Below are 13,719 nucleotides of genomic sequence, written 5' to 3'. Positions count from 1 at the left end.
AAATAAGAATTATTGATATCGGAAAAAGAAATGGAATAACAAAACAGGAACGATATCAGGATAAATGGAACAACAAAACAGGAACGATATCAGGATTAAATGGAACGTGATATCTGTTCCCAATATGCTTGATCTCTTATATCTAAGAATTTGTTCCTGTTGTTTTTTAACTTTTTCAAGTCTTATTCTTTACTTTTATTATCAATTACCCTTTTTCCGTATTCCGTGGGTATGATAGTTAATTCTGCATCTGTGAACTCCTGCCTTAAAGGTTCATTCTGTGCGATCCTGTCCATGGTAAGGGCAACTGCAGCTACTTCTGAGTGTGGCTGGTTGCCTACCGCAACATTCCAGTCTGCCATGTCATATATTTCAGTAGGTACTTTTTCGGCACCTACAACGATCATGAGCTTCTCACAGCCTTTGATATCCTCAGTTGCATCAGGCAGGTTTATCCCGTACATGGAAAGATGGCAGACCTTGCCGCCTTCTTCTTTCCATTTTTCTATCTCGCTTTTCCAGTTGACATCGTTCTCGACATAAAAGCTGCCTCCCCATCGGTCTGCAACATCTTCGATGGCATTCTTAATGCCTTTGTCATTGGAGGCTAGGAGCATTCCTTCTGCACCAAGTGCTCTGGCTGTCAGTCCGACATGTGTGGTTATTCTTTTATCCCTCTCAGGACGATGGCCTAGGCGGAGTATGACTACTCTTGGCATTTTTGTCAGATCTCCTTAAAGCTCTGGATACGTTCCAGAAGCATTCCCTCTGCGATGAATGGTGGTTTTGCCTTCGCATTTTTGAGAGCAGTGTTGAGTTTTGATTCTTTTTCAGCATAGATGGTGAACAATTTTTCTCCTTCCTTGATCGGCTCACCAAGTTTTTTGTGAAGCAACAAACCTGCTCCTTTGTCATTTGGAGCACCGGCGATCCTCGCGATCTGAACCAGCCTTTTGTTATCAAGTTCAAGAATATATCCATTAGTAGGGGCAAGAATATCTGCAGTGAATTCACCCACTGCGATATCCTTATGGGTTACGTTCGGATTTCCACCCTGTATCTCGATGATCTGCTTGAACTTTTCAAGGGCTTTTCCATTCTTCAGGGTTTCGATAGCGAGATCATATCCCTGATTCTTAGTTGCCACTCCACCCATTTCAAGAAGCATTCCTGCCAGTGCTGCACTCTTTTCTATCAGGCTGTTAGGACCGTCGAAATTCTCAAGGACCTTTAATGCTTCAATGACCTCAAGTGCAGGCCCAACTGTACGTCCGACAGGTGATGCGCCGTAGGTCAAAGCACAGTCTACGTCCATTCCAAGCCTGTCTCCCAAATTGATCAGGTCCCTTGCAAGCTTTCTTCCTTCCTGGACAGTTGGTATCTTTGTACCTGGTCCGGTTGGTATGTCCATTACAACGTGGTCTGCACCAATTGCACCTTTTTTTGCCATAATGGATGCCAGCATCTGGCAATGTGGATCAATGGAAAGTGGATACTCGACCTTGATCAACTTGTCATCAGCAGGTGCGATATTTGTGGCACCACCCCACACAAGAACACCACCAACTTTTTCGGTCATCCTCTTAATCTCATCAGCGTCGAATTCGACCGGTGCAAGGATCTCCATAAGATCAGCAGTCCCGCCTGCTCCGGTTATTGCCCTTGAACTGGTTTTTGGTATAACAAGTCCATTGGCTGCAACAATAGGCACTATGAGAAGGGATATCTTGTTTCCCGGCACTCCGCCGATGGAATGTTTATCCATGATGGGATGGGTGTCGAACTCAAGCTGATCTCCGGTTTCGATCATTGCTCTTGTTAGCCATTCCGTTTCATCATCTGTCATGTCGTTAATGTATGTTGAAGTAAGGAATGCTGCAAGTTCGATCTCACTAAGGTTTTCTTCCACGATGTCCTTAACAAGTGTCTCGATCTCATCTTTGCTGAGCTTTTTAGCATCCATGACCTTTTTGATGATGTATGTTGACCTTGGTTTTTCTGCAGGGAATACTTCTATGCTTTCGGTCCATTCCTTTTGCATTGCTTCCTTGACCTCATGGTAAAGACCGATCATTCCCGGTGATATCATGTCCTCGGTAAAATCCACAATGGCTGTAAGCGTCTCATGATCTTTTATTCGAACGCGATCCCCTTCATTGACACCCAGCTCCTTTGCATCGATGGTGTTCAGGATTACTTTGTATTTGCCAACTTTGATATCAATAGGTTGTACTTTTAGTTGCATATTTTTCACCTTATTAACTCTGTACTACTTTTGTTTTTGTGGATAAATAGATTTACATTGGCTCACTCATTATGGGTCTGTTCGATCTTTCATTCTTTTGAATTAACCAATAATGATTTATAGCACACAACATTATAATGATAATGATGAGTTGTGAGGACAATTTGCGGTAACTATATAAGCCGTAGATGCGTACTCTTTTTAGCAGCAATCAAGGACTGGCATGGGGGCCTTAATAGTTCTTATTGTTGTTATGATCAGGAATGACGATTACCAAAGGCGTGGTATAATGGTTGAAAATTTGAATCCTCAAAGTGCCGAGAAGGAAGACGAGATAGAGTCTGTGGAAGATGGCATCGTTGATATAGTAGATATAGTTGAAGATGATTCTCTTTCAGGGGAGCTTTACACAGAAGAACTCGGTGATAATATCGAGGACATGGAAAGCATCTCCAATGATGAAGAATATGAAAGTGAGGATCAAAACAAACTACCAGAGGAAATTGAATCCTTATGGGAAAAGACGATAAAAGAGATTGCAGAAGAGGAAGAAGAAGTTGAGGAGTTTGAAGAGACTCCAATGTTCATTTTCAAGAAAGAACCCTTCTATCATCGAGTGATCAATGCTTTTAAGACAAAAGAATACGAGGTAGAGGAATATGATGTGGCCATTCATGGTCCTCTTGTAGATATTGCTCTGGATGAAGAGTCCGGGTTTGAAGAGATCGAGTTCTTTGAAATAAATCCACCTTATTCTTATGTTAGGATCTCTTATAATTCTGATCTTCATGAGTATCAATATCAGGTCCTTGAGCCAAAATTTTCTGATGAAGAAGAAAAATTGTTCAGGATGATAAAGGAGCGTATTGCTGAGGTTCTTCATGCACACTTGAAAAGCATGTCAAGGGAAGTTGCAGAAGAATACCTTCGTACTAACGTTAATACCTTCCTTGTTGATTATAGGATCCGGCTCACTACCCTTACACGGGAGAAGATCATGTATTACATCATCCGTGACTATCTCGGATATGGTGAGATCGATGCCATGATGCGTGATCTGCTAATAGAAGATATATCCTGTGATGGTCCTAATACGCCGATCTACATATACCATAAGAAGCATGAGTCCATTCCTTCAAATGTGCTGTTTGATTCGGATGATCATCTGGATCCACTCGCTATCAGGCTTGCACAAATATGTGGAAAACATATTTCCATCGCAAATCCGTTGCTCGATGCAACATTGCCTGATGGATCACGTATACAATTAACACTTGGAAGGGAGATCACTACCCGAGGTAGTACTTTTACTATACGTCGATTCAATGAGGATCCAATAACACCTTCCGATCTTATTGGTTATCATACGTTCTCTACAGCAATGCTGGCATACATGTGGCTTGCTGTGGATTCAAGCAAGAGTGTTATCTTCTCCGGAGGTACTGCTTCAGGAAAGACCTCTGCAATGAATGCTATTTCAATATTTATCCAGCCGGAAATGAAGATCGTTTCTATTGAGGATACAAGGGAATTGAACCTTGCTCACCCCAACTGGATCCCTGGTGTTACACGTGAAGCCTTTGGTGGTGAATCAAAAGGTTCCATTGAAATGTACGAACTGCTGAGAGCATCACTGAGGCAGCGTCCGGAATATATCCTGGTGGGTGAAGTAAGAGGTGCTGAAGCATATGTTCTGTTCCAGGCAATGTCAACAGGACACACAACGTTCTCGACAATGCACGCTGACTCTGTGCAGTCGATCGTACACAGGCTTGAGAACCCTCCTATCAATATTCCGAGGATCATGATACAGGCACTTGATATTGTGTCTTTACAGGTTCAGGTAAAAGTTGATGGTGAAAGGGTCAGGCGGTGTAAGACTCTTACAGAGATCGTTGGTGTTGATCCAAGGACTGGTGAGTTGCTTACAAATGAAGTGTTCTCATGGAATGCTGCAAAGGATCTTTTCCAGTACTCAGGTCGTTCCTATGTTCTTGAGAGTGTTATGGATGCAAGAGGCTGGACCGAGGCCAAGGTGAGGGATGAGTTACAGCAGCGTCAGGATGTCATGGAGTGGGCACGCTTGAAGAAGATAACTCATTTCAGGGACTTCTCTAAGATCGTGGTTGCGTATAAACGTGAACCAGAAACACTATTGAAAGTAATAAGGCAGGATTTGAATGGATAATTCATACTTTAGTATTGCATTTGCAATATTTGGGAAACACTATGTGAACAAACGTTCAAAGTATTTCTCACTTAGAAAAAACCTTTTGAGAAGCAGGATCAACATAGGTTATGACAGATACCTTTCAGGTGTCCTCCTAATGGCAATTCTAAGTACATTGCTGTTGTTTATCCTATTCAATGCCCTCCTTTATATCATTCCAATTCCTGATATTTCCGGAATGGCACTTGGTTTCCCTGCCTGGACTGCAAAATATGTTGCCTATAAGACCCTTGCGATCCGCGTATTTGGAGGTATTGCATTTGCAGGACTCTGCTTCAGCAGTATCTATTATTTCGCCATGTTCTATCCGGCCATTGTGGCATCTGACAGAAAACGAAAGATAGAACAGATGCTTCCCTATGGTATTAATTATATGTCCGCTATGTCTGGAGCAGGAGTTCTTCCGGTAGATCTGTTCCGTTCCCTTGCATCCAATGAAATTTATGGTGAAGTTGCTGTGGAAGCAAGATATCTTGTGCGTGACCTTGAAGTATTGGGGTATAACCTTGTGAGTGCAATGAAGAACCTTGCAGCTTCTACCCCTTCTCCAATGATGCAGGAATTCCTGCAGGGTTCTATTACCGTTGTAACATCAGGTGGTGATCTGGAGCCTTACTTTAAGATCAAGGCCGATCAATATCTCATAGACAACAGGCAAAGACAAAAGGAATTCCTTGAGACGCTTGGTCTTATGGGTGAAACATATGTTACTGCATTTGTCGCAGGTCCTCTTTTCCTGATAGTCGTAATATCGATCGTAGCATTGATGGGTGGAGCTGACTTTATGTTCCTTTATCTGATGGTATATGGTATAATCCCAGTTGGAACTCTTATGTTCATAGTTCTTGTCAGTGCAATAACGCCGGAGGACTGAGATAATGAAGGATGTAGAGAATACTGGATCTGATGATATTATCGAGACCAGTGAGATTACTGAATCTGATGATATTACCGAAACCGGTGAGTTTGCTGAAGCCGATAAGCTTGCTGAAGCCGATGAGTTTACTGAAACCGGTGAGTTTGCTGAAGCCGATAAGCTTGCTGAAGCCGATGAGTTTGCTGAAGCCGATGAGTTTACTGAAACCGATGAGTTTACTGAAACCGGTGAGTTTGCTGAAGCCGATGAGTTTGCTGAAGCCGATGAGTTTGCTGAAGCCGATGAGTTTGCTGAAGCCGATGAGTTTACTGAAACCGGTGAGTTTGCTGAAGCCGATGAGTTTACTGAAACCGATGAGTCTGCTGAATCTGGTGAGCTTGCTGAAGCTATTGAGTTGGGTCCGAACGGGGAAACCATTGTAATTAATGAGGTTGAGATCCCGGAAATGGATGAGAGGGAACTCGGTAAGATCGAACAATATGTCATTGATCTGAAGCTTGGGGAGTCAGGAAAGAACATTCGTTTAAAGGAATTCCTTAAGAATCCGAAAGACGCATTTTATAGGTATCCTTATTATGCTATGTTCTTCAGTGGGCCTGCTGCTCTTTTGTTCATGATAATTGGATTCTCGTTCACCTGGGGAACACCAACCATCGATCACGTTATCTTATTTTCGGTATGGATATTTATTATCCCGCCAGCAATAACCTATTACAGAAAACATAAATTTGTTAACAAGGTCGAAGAGTACATGCCAAATTTCCTGCGTGATATTGCAGAAATGAGCAGGGCAGGTCTTACTCTCCCTGCAGCATTAGGTACTGTTGCAAAGGGTGAATATGGTGAAATGACGGATGAGATCAAGAAAATGGATGCATCTGTCTCTTGGGGTATTTCCTTTGAAGAAACCATCGAATACTTCGCAAAAAGAATGAACACACCTCTTATATCACGTGCAGTAGCCCTGATCACTCAGGCAAGTCGTGCAGGTGGTCGTGTGTCATTTGTACTTGAAGCTGCTGCAAGGGATGCAAGCGAGATAAAAACACTTGAGAGGGAACGTCGTGGTAACATGGCTGTTTACGTAGTGATCAGCTACATAGCTTTCTTCGTGTTCATCTTTGTGATATTGATGCTGACAACTCGCTTTGTTCCTACTATGTATGAAGCAAGTCAGGCAGTGGCAGGTGCTTCTGCAGGAGGTTCCTTTATTGGAGGTTTTGATCCTGATGCTTTCATACGTACCCTTTTCCATGCATGTCTTCTACAGGGGTTCATGAGTGGTCTGGTTGCAGGACAATTGGGAGAGAACCGGCTTTCCGGAGGTCTGAAGCACTCATTCATACTGACCTTCATTGGTTGGATATGCTTCCTGATACTGTGATGAAAAGGTGCTTGTAGCTAAACAAATGAACAAAAAAGTAAGAATGTAATCAAATAATAAATAAAGAGAGTTCACTTCTTTGAAAAGGACTCTCTCGCTTTTTCTTTTATAGATGTGAAAAGGTCATTTCCTTTTGTGTCAATACCGACAATGAGGGGGCCGAACTCAACGACTTCAAGTTCCCATACGGCTTCAGGCATTCCAAGGTCCGGCCAGTGAACCTGGGGTACATTCTTAATAGAACCTGCTGCAAGTGCTGCACATCCGCCGGTATATGCGAGGTAGATACATTTCCCTTTCAGGCTTTCAGCCACGTTGTTCATACCACCTTTTCCGATAAGGGCGCGAACGTTGAAATGCTCCAGAAGGTTCGGTGTCATCTTTGACATCCTGTCGCTTGTAGTAGGTCCGGCTGCAACTACTCCCCATTTTCCTTCTATCTGCTGCATCAGGGGTCCGCAGTGGTAAATAGCTGCACCTTCCAGTTCAAAAGGTAACTCAAGGCCTTCCTCATGCATTTCAAGTATGCGGGCATGTGCTTCATCACGAGCTGTAAGTACAGTCCCTGTAAGATAGACAATATCGCCGGCATCGAGTTGTTCGATGTCTTCTTTCTTAAGAGGTGTATTTAGATGGTACTCCATTATTTCTCACCTCCAAGTGTAACCGAAGCGTGCCGGTTTGCCCAGCACTGGATGTTAATAGCCACAGGCAGGGATGCTGTATGGCAGTGAGATGTGTTAAGATGTACTGCAAGAGCAGTGGTATCGCCGCCAAGACCCATTGGACCGATTCCCAATGAATTTATTCTGGCAAGGAGGGTCTTCTCTTCATCATTCATGTCATTTACAGTTCTTAAAAGTGAGGATTTCGCAAGCCTTGCAGCTTTGTCGAAAGATCCTCCTATTCCCACACCTACAATAACAGGTGGACATGGTCGGCCTCCTGCATTGAGCACCGTTTCAACAATGAAGTCATCAATGCTCTTAAGCTCGGTGGGATTCATCATTTTCAGAACGCTCATGTTCTCGGAACCTGCACCTTTTGGGGCTACTGTTATTTTCAGCTGTTTTCCTTCAACAAAGTCATATTTGATATCGGGAAGTCCTTCACCGGTATTGTCACTGCTGTTGCTTCGGCTAAGCGGATCAACAGCATTTGGGCGCAATGGTACCTGCTGGGTTGCTATCCTTGTAGCTTCAAGTATTGCTCCCTTAATGTCAAAATCAATATTCAGGTCCCTGCCGATATCGACATAAAATATAAGTATGCCTGTATCCTGGCAGAGGGGGATGCTATTGTTCCCTGCAATCTCAATGTTCTTAAGGATCGCTTCTATCTGCGATCTTGCAACGTCGCTGGATTCATTTTCTTTTGCTGTTTCAAGAGCCTTTATCACATCATCAGGAAGAAGCGTCTCAGCTTCCTTTATTATGTTAATAGTGGCTTTAACTACAGCATCATAAGTTATATTGCCAATCAAAAAAGATCACCTTAAATGGTGCGGGAGAAGGGATTCGAACCCCCGAACGTCTACACGAGCAGATCTTGAGTCTGCCACCGTTGGCCACTTGGTTACTCCCGCATTTGAGAAATACGTTACCAGAAATAGCAGTATTTGTTATAAACTTATCTATCGTTAATTCATATGTGCTTTTTTATTTTGAACGGAAAGGCCATATTTGCGATAAATATGCTTTTCTTTGAAATATATTTATTTAAGAGTAAGTAATTGTAATCTAATGATGACGACAGATATACCTGAAAATAATGCATCCTTTGATTCTCACAGGATCGAAGAAAAGAACAAAGAAATGGTTCTTGGCATTTCAGATCGTGGTTGGCATCCAAAACAATTGACGGATAAGTGCAGCCCTGATTATCATATGCATTTTGGCGGTGAGACTCTGGACCTTGAATCCCTTATGGATTTTATGGCATCCATTCACAAGGCACTTCCAGACCTTCATTTTGTTATTAATGATGTTATTGCTGAAGGTGATAAAGTTGTGACCCGGTGGACTGCCAGTGGTACACATCTGGCTGATTTCCAGGGTGTTCCTCCCACGCACAAGCCGGTGACCTTTACCGGGATCACGATCACACGTATAGAGGATGGACTGATCGCTGAGGACTGGGAAGAGGTGGATCAATTGAACTTTGCCCAGCAGTTCGGTGCATTTTCATCTGATATGCTTTAACAAGATCGAATAATATTCAGGCGTTAATGGCATATCTTTTATACAAACAAGTACCAGATTAGTTGAAATACATGTTCTTATTCCAGACATATAACCCCGGAGAATTCATTTGATAGAAACCAGAATTTTGATCGCCCTGTTCCTTTTGTACTGGGTCATAGTTTCGATCCTTGACAAAAAGGGCATACTTGAACGATATAACATCTCTGCCTATGGTCCTATTCTTATGATAAGGACTCTCAGGGGTCAGAAACTGTTGGACTTCCTTGCAAGACCCAAAAGCATGTGGAGATTATTCGCCAATGTCGGCATAGTCCTGATGTTCATTGGCATGTTCGCCATGTTCTTTATTATAGTTGTATCAGATGTTGCCATGTTGTCATCCATTGGGGACAATACTCTCCCTGAACCTGGTAAGTTCAATGAGGCAAGGAATATTTTCCTAATTCCGGGTGTAAATGAGTTCATACCTCTTTCCTGGGGTATTATTGCTCTGCTGGTAACTCTTGTAGTACATGAGTTCTCACATGCGATCCTCTGTAAGGTCGAAGGTATCAGGGTCAAGTCTATGGGTATCCTGCTTGCTGTAGTTCCTATCGGAGGCTTTGCCGAACCGGATGAAGAAGAGCTTTTCGGGGTGAAAAAGGAAGCTGATGATAATCTGGTAGCAAGTTCTACTAATGGCCCTATAGAAAGGAAGATCCTGGGTATGGATAAAAAGCCCGATAATAGCAAAGTGGCTACAAGGGAACAAAGGGCACGGATACTGGCAGCTGGTGTCATGTCTAATTTCGTAGTTGCAGCAATTGCATTTATACTATTGTTCGGTCCTGTGCTTGGGGCGATATCACCTCTTGGTGATGCCATGATAGTTAATGTCACACCTGATTCTCCGGCAGATATTGCAGGACTTCAGAATAATATGGTGATCACACAGATCGATGACACGCCTGTTGAAAATGCGAATGATATTTTGCTTTACATGAGTAGCGTTGAATCCGGAACTGTGGTGGAAGTGCATGCTGCCAAAGACCGGGTGGTCTCGGTCTATGATGTTCAGGTTGGAGATGACGATACTGAAGATATCAAAGGTATCTATGTAAATGATATAGTACCGGATTCGCCTGCTGAAGCTGCAGGAATTGAAAAAGGCATGTTGCTCATCAACATTGATGGTATTCCAATAAACTCATCGGATGACTTTTTGCTCTTCATGAATTCGACAAAAGGTGGTCAGGTGATCCTCGTGGAAACGGTGATGGCAGATAGTCCTGAAGAGAATGTATCCTCTGCTTTCTTTGAAGTAGAACTGGCTTCAGATACGCGTACAGTTTCTGAAAAAGGTTTCCTTGGTGTTTATTATGGTTCGAATGGACTCAAAATAGCTCCTCTTTGGATCACTGTAGGTGAGTTCCCGGCAAAGGCCTATCTCGAAGCCCTGCGCTCAATACCTTCATTAATGACCGGTTTTGTTGGCTGGATCATACTTCTGGGCCTTCCTATCGTTGGATTTACAGGTGAAGGTTTCCCTGGATTTAGTGGCACACTTGCCCAGTTCTATCATCCGGTAGGATGGGGTGAACCTCTGGGTATCGGTGTGTTCTGGATCGCTAATACTTTGCTATGGGTCGGCTGGCTTAACTTCTATGTTGGCCTTTTCAACTGTCTTCCGTCAGTACCACTGGATGGTGGTCATGTGTTCAAGGATTATCTCAGGTCCTTTGTTGGCAGGCTTGTATCGGACGAGAGAAGGGCAACAGATATATCGGCAGCTATAGCAGCAACTTTTACATTTGTGATCCTTATATCATTCCTGTTCATGATATTCGGGCCATATATTGTACATGGATTCTGATAGCTACAGGAGTTTGAAAGAATCCACGAATACAATATGAATTGGTATGGGATCAATAAAAGCACTATGAATAAAACATAACGTGAGAATTTAAGAGGTAGCGAGATGAGATATCCAAAATTCTTGAGTTCGTCGATTGCAGCTTACATTGCAATGTCGATCGTTGTCGTTCTGCTTTATATGGTGCTTTTCATACATCTGATGGAATATGAGGGACAGCATAAATACGCCAATCTGGCAAATGCTATCTACTGGGTTATGGCTTCTGTAACTACAGTTGGTTATGGTGATATTGTCTTCCAGTCGATGATCGGTAAGATCTTTTCAATTGTAGTCATGGTCTCAGGTATTCCTCTGTTCTTTGGAATATTGATCACACTGGTCATCACTCCATGGTTCGAGAAAACTATGAAACTTCCTCTTGCTGTCAAGGTTCCTAAAAAGTATTCGGATCACATCATTGTCTGTGGGTATAATGCACTTGTGGAGACCCTGGTGGAAGAGTTCAAGGAGCAAAATACAAGTTTTGTAATTGTATCAGAAGATGAGGATGCTCTGCGAATGTTATCCAGGAATAACATTTCCTGCATATATGGGGACCCTAGTGATGAGAACACACTTGAAAATGCTAATATAAACTCTGCTCGCTTTCTCATTGCTAACCAGTCCGATAATGAAAATGCGAACATTGTTCTTACCGCACGAAAAGTCAGTGATGTCAGGATAATTGCTGTTGCAGAAGATGCTTCCAAGATAAAATACCTGAAATATGCTGGTGCTGATCGTGTCATATCGCCTAAACTGGTACTGGGCAGGTTCTTTGCAAAGAAGGCTGTTGATCCTTTCCTTGGCGTGCTCTTTGGTACTACCGAGTTCTTTGATGGGTGCAGCATCGTCGAGTTTCCTGTATACTCAAAAAGTGAATTGATTGGAAAAACTCTGGCACAGGCTACAATTCATGAAAAGACCGGAGCTACTGTCATAGGCTTACGAAAAGGAGGACAACTTACTTTTAATATTCATCCCGGGGATGTTATAAAAGATAATACTGTCATTCTTGCAGTAGGTAGCAAGGGACAGCTTCAGAAATTAGGTAAATTGACCGATTAAAGGGAACAATATTATGATGACAAATGAACATTTGATCGTACTTGGCTATGGTGATGTTGGCAAAAATATAGTTGAAGTATTTGTTGAGAACGATGTTCATTTCATCGTAGTTGATAAAAATGAGGTTGCATTTTCAAATGTCGAGTTTGAGCATATCATTGGTGATGGGACCGATGAAGCTGTCCTCAAGCAGGCAGGTATTGAGAAAGCATCTACTGTGATCATTACGCTGAATACTGATACCGAAGTTATCTTTGCAACTCTTATGGCACGTGGCCTAAAGCCTGATTGCATCATTTTCTCCCGTGCAAATTCTGTGAACTCCATTGATAAGCTATACAAGGCCGGAGCAGATTACGTAGCTTCACTTTCCATCGTATCAGGTCAGCTGCTTGCCAAGATCACATCCAAATGCACCCGTTCGGAATGTTATCAGCTTTATGAGGAGATCGTACTCTATGAAGGTATAGAGATCGAAAAGTTCCAGCTTAAGGAAGGTTCCAGTATGGTTGACAATAGTATAGGGGAACTTGATCTCGTCAATAAATTTGACTGCAAGATCATAGGTGTGGAAAGAAAAGGCTTAGTGACTGTCTCTCTTCCTTCTTCCTTCGTGCTGAATGTGGGCGATACGATCGCTGTGGTGGGAAACAGGGAGCATGTCGAGAAGTTCAGGAATATTTTTATTAAACAGGATTGACCTCTTTCGCTGGATATGTATTTATGGAACCATTTTTTTATATCATAATTGTTTTATGCCTTTCCATTCTTTTTTCGTTCCTTGGAATGGGTGGCGCGATCATATATGTTCCTTTGCTGTACTGGCTTGGAATGGACCTTTTGACAGCGATTGCTATTGCATTGTTGTTAAACGTGGTGACCACATTTTCGGCATCTCTTACTTATATTAAAAAAAGGATGGTGGATTTTCATACAGCTGCACCATTTATAGTATCCTCTGCAATAGCTGCACCATTTGGGGCCTTTATCTCACAATCTGTTCCTGATACTACAATATTAAGCACATTCAGTCTGGTAGTTGCATTGGCAGGTATCACTGTTATATTTTCAAAGAGGGTCGGAAATACGGAAAGTGAAGTTAAGGCCAGCCGAAAAGCACGCTTCATCATCGGTATCATTTTGGGCTTGTTTATCGGAACAGTTGCAGGAATGCTTGGCATTGGTGGCGGTACATTTCTGGTTCCTATCTTGCTGCTTCTGGGATTTGGAATAAAGAGTGCACCTGCAACATCTGCATTAGTTGTTCTCTTCTCTTCTCTTTCCGGTTTTCTCTCCCATATTGGTAGTTTACAGATCGATCTTTCACTTCTTGCTGCCATGGGATTTACAGCACTGGTGGGAGGGCAGCTGGGTTCCCGTCTGATGTATCTTCGGCATGACAGGCTCCGTTCATTTTTTGAAAAATATTTCAGCAAGATGCTTGGGATAGTGCTCCTGCTGATAGCAGTGATGCTACAATACTCTCTTATTGGGAAATAATTATAATAAAACATGGCCGGGAAATAAGAGTAATATATAATTCCATGATGATGCGAACCTGAAATTATGCTCAACGATATCATTTCTATGATAGAAAGGTTTAATACGAACTATCACAATGATACAACGCAATTCTAAGTTGCATGGGCCCGTAGGGTAGCCAGGACATCCTCATGGGCTTCGAAGTGGATTATCCCGCGAAGAGACCCATTGACCCGCGTTCGAATCGCGGCGGGCCCGTATTTTTATTAACTTTAACTTTATTTCTGCTTAAATATAGCCTACTAACAAAAACTTATAATGTTTTGAAGATCATT

Annotated in this window: 12 protein-coding genes and 2 tRNA genes; 9 read left to right on the top strand and 5 right to left on the bottom strand. The window is 42.5% G+C overall.

Annotated elements, in window-relative coordinates; all coding sequences use genetic code 11:
• Positions 1-182 precede the first annotated feature (182 nt).
• Both E7X57_RS08000 and E7X57_RS07995 read right to left on the bottom strand, forming a co-directional pair.
• Positions 183-719, bottom strand: a complete 537-nt coding sequence (locus tag E7X57_RS08000) for a tRNA (cytidine(56)-2'-O)-methyltransferase (RefSeq protein WP_135612416.1) — start codon at positions 717-719, stop codon at positions 183-185.
• Between the two features lie 5 nt (positions 720-724).
• On the bottom strand, positions 725-2,245 hold the full coding sequence (locus tag E7X57_RS07995; protein ID WP_135612414.1) for an AMP phosphorylase: 1,521 nt from the start codon (positions 2,243-2,245) through the stop codon (positions 725-727).
• Between the two features lie 289 nt (positions 2,246-2,534).
• Here E7X57_RS07995 and E7X57_RS07990 point away from each other — a divergent pair, with 289 nt between their 5' ends.
• From E7X57_RS07990 to E7X57_RS07980, 3 genes are read left to right on the top strand one after another with little or no spacing between them, the layout of a single operon-like run.
• The gene (locus E7X57_RS07990) at positions 2,535-4,433 is read left to right on the top strand and encodes a type II/IV secretion system ATPase subunit (RefSeq protein WP_135612412.1); all 1,899 of its coding nucleotides are present in this window, start codon (positions 2,535-2,537) and stop codon (positions 4,431-4,433) included.
• Positions 4,426-5,349 (top strand): type II secretion system F family protein, encoded by a 924-nt coding sequence (locus E7X57_RS07985; protein ID WP_135612410.1) that lies wholly within the window; start codon positions 4,426-4,428, stop codon positions 5,347-5,349. The genes E7X57_RS07990 and E7X57_RS07985 overlap by 8 nt, the downstream gene beginning before the upstream one ends.
• Before the next feature lie 4 nt (positions 5,350-5,353).
• On the top strand, positions 5,354-6,736 hold the full coding sequence (locus tag E7X57_RS07980; protein ID WP_244603644.1) for a type II secretion system F family protein: 1,383 nt from the start codon (positions 5,354-5,356) through the stop codon (positions 6,734-6,736).
• A 71-nt stretch (positions 6,737-6,807) separates the two neighbouring features.
• On the opposite strand, the gene E7X57_RS07975 is transcribed toward E7X57_RS07980, so the two are convergent.
• The 3 genes from E7X57_RS07975 to E7X57_RS07965 all read right to left on the bottom strand — a co-directional run bounded on the left by E7X57_RS07975 (position 6,808) and on the right by E7X57_RS07965 (position 8,321).
• A complete protein-coding gene (locus E7X57_RS07975; protein WP_135612408.1) occupies positions 6,808-7,380 on the bottom strand; it encodes a FumA C-terminus/TtdB family hydratase beta subunit in 573 nt (190 codons plus the stop codon).
• Complete coding sequence (locus tag E7X57_RS07970; RefSeq protein ID WP_135612406.1) at positions 7,380-8,219, bottom strand: fumarate hydratase; 840 nt, start codon at positions 8,217-8,219, stop codon at positions 7,380-7,382. The genes E7X57_RS07975 and E7X57_RS07970 overlap by 1 nt, the downstream gene beginning before the upstream one ends.
• A 16-nt stretch (positions 8,220-8,235) precedes the next feature.
• A tRNA-Leu gene (locus E7X57_RS07965) sits at positions 8,236-8,321 on the bottom strand.
• Between the two features lie 157 nt (positions 8,322-8,478).
• On the opposite strand from E7X57_RS07965, the gene E7X57_RS07960 reads away from it, so the two are divergent.
• From E7X57_RS07960 to E7X57_RS07935, 6 genes are all read left to right on the top strand, one after another.
• Positions 8,479-8,937, top strand: a complete 459-nt coding sequence (locus E7X57_RS07960) for an ester cyclase (protein ID WP_244603643.1) — start codon at positions 8,479-8,481, stop codon at positions 8,935-8,937.
• Positions 8,938-9,046: 109 nt separating this feature from the next.
• Positions 9,047-10,792, top strand: coding sequence for a site-2 protease family protein (locus E7X57_RS07955; RefSeq protein WP_135612402.1), 1,746 nt, complete (start codon positions 9,047-9,049; stop codon positions 10,790-10,792).
• 105 nt (positions 10,793-10,897) lie between these two features.
• Positions 10,898-11,902: a TrkA family potassium uptake protein gene (locus tag E7X57_RS07950; protein ID WP_135612400.1), complete on the top strand. Its 1,005-nt coding sequence runs from the start codon at positions 10,898-10,900 to the stop codon at positions 11,900-11,902.
• A 13-nt stretch (positions 11,903-11,915) separates the two neighbouring features.
• On the top strand, positions 11,916-12,602 hold the full coding sequence (locus tag E7X57_RS07945; RefSeq protein ID WP_244603642.1) for a TrkA family potassium uptake protein: 687 nt from the start codon (positions 11,916-11,918) through the stop codon (positions 12,600-12,602).
• Between the two features lie 23 nt (positions 12,603-12,625).
• The gene (locus E7X57_RS07940) at positions 12,626-13,402 is read left to right on the top strand and encodes a sulfite exporter TauE/SafE family protein (RefSeq protein WP_135612398.1); all 777 of its coding nucleotides are present in this window, start codon (positions 12,626-12,628) and stop codon (positions 13,400-13,402) included.
• 145 nt (positions 13,403-13,547) lie between these two features.
• A tRNA-Arg gene (locus E7X57_RS07935) sits at positions 13,548-13,642 on the top strand.
• Positions 13,643-13,719 lie beyond the last annotated feature (77 nt).

This window comes from Methanococcoides sp. AM1 (assembly GCF_900774055.1).
Lineage (GTDB): Archaea > Halobacteriota > Methanosarcinia > Methanosarcinales > Methanosarcinaceae > Methanococcoides.
Note: the sequence above shows the minus strand (reverse complement) of the source record. Positions and strands in the feature narration are given on the sequence as shown.

What these genes read in the sequence shown, in the direction of transcription:
- E7X57_RS07960 (WP_244603643.1), top strand. Translation starts at nt 8,479, where the DNA reads ATGATGACGACAGATATACCTGAAAATAATGCATCCTTTGATTCTCAC.
- E7X57_RS07990 (WP_135612412.1), top strand. Translation starts at nt 2,535, where the DNA reads ATGGTTGAAAATTTGAATCCTCAAAGTGCCGAGAAGGAAGACGAGATA.
- E7X57_RS08000 (WP_135612416.1), bottom strand. Translation starts at nt 719, where the DNA reads ATGCCAAGAGTAGTCATACTCCGCCTAGGCCATCGTCCTGAGAGGGAT.
- E7X57_RS07995 (WP_135612414.1), bottom strand. Translation starts at nt 2,245, where the DNA reads ATGCAACTAAAAGTACAACCTATTGATATCAAAGTTGGCAAATACAAA.
- E7X57_RS07985 (WP_135612410.1), top strand. Translation starts at nt 4,426, where the DNA reads ATGGATAATTCATACTTTAGTATTGCATTTGCAATATTTGGGAAACAC.
- E7X57_RS07980 (WP_244603644.1), top strand. Translation starts at nt 5,354, where the DNA reads ATGAAGGATGTAGAGAATACTGGATCTGATGATATTATCGAGACCAGT.
- E7X57_RS07975 (WP_135612408.1), bottom strand. Translation starts at nt 7,380, where the DNA reads ATGGAGTACCATCTAAATACACCTCTTAAGAAAGAAGACATCGAACAA.
- E7X57_RS07940 (WP_135612398.1), top strand. Translation starts at nt 12,626, where the DNA reads ATGGAACCATTTTTTTATATCATAATTGTTTTATGCCTTTCCATTCTT.
- E7X57_RS07945 (WP_244603642.1), top strand. Translation starts at nt 11,916, where the DNA reads ATGATGACAAATGAACATTTGATCGTACTTGGCTATGGTGATGTTGGC.
- E7X57_RS07950 (WP_135612400.1), top strand. Translation starts at nt 10,898, where the DNA reads ATGAGATATCCAAAATTCTTGAGTTCGTCGATTGCAGCTTACATTGCA.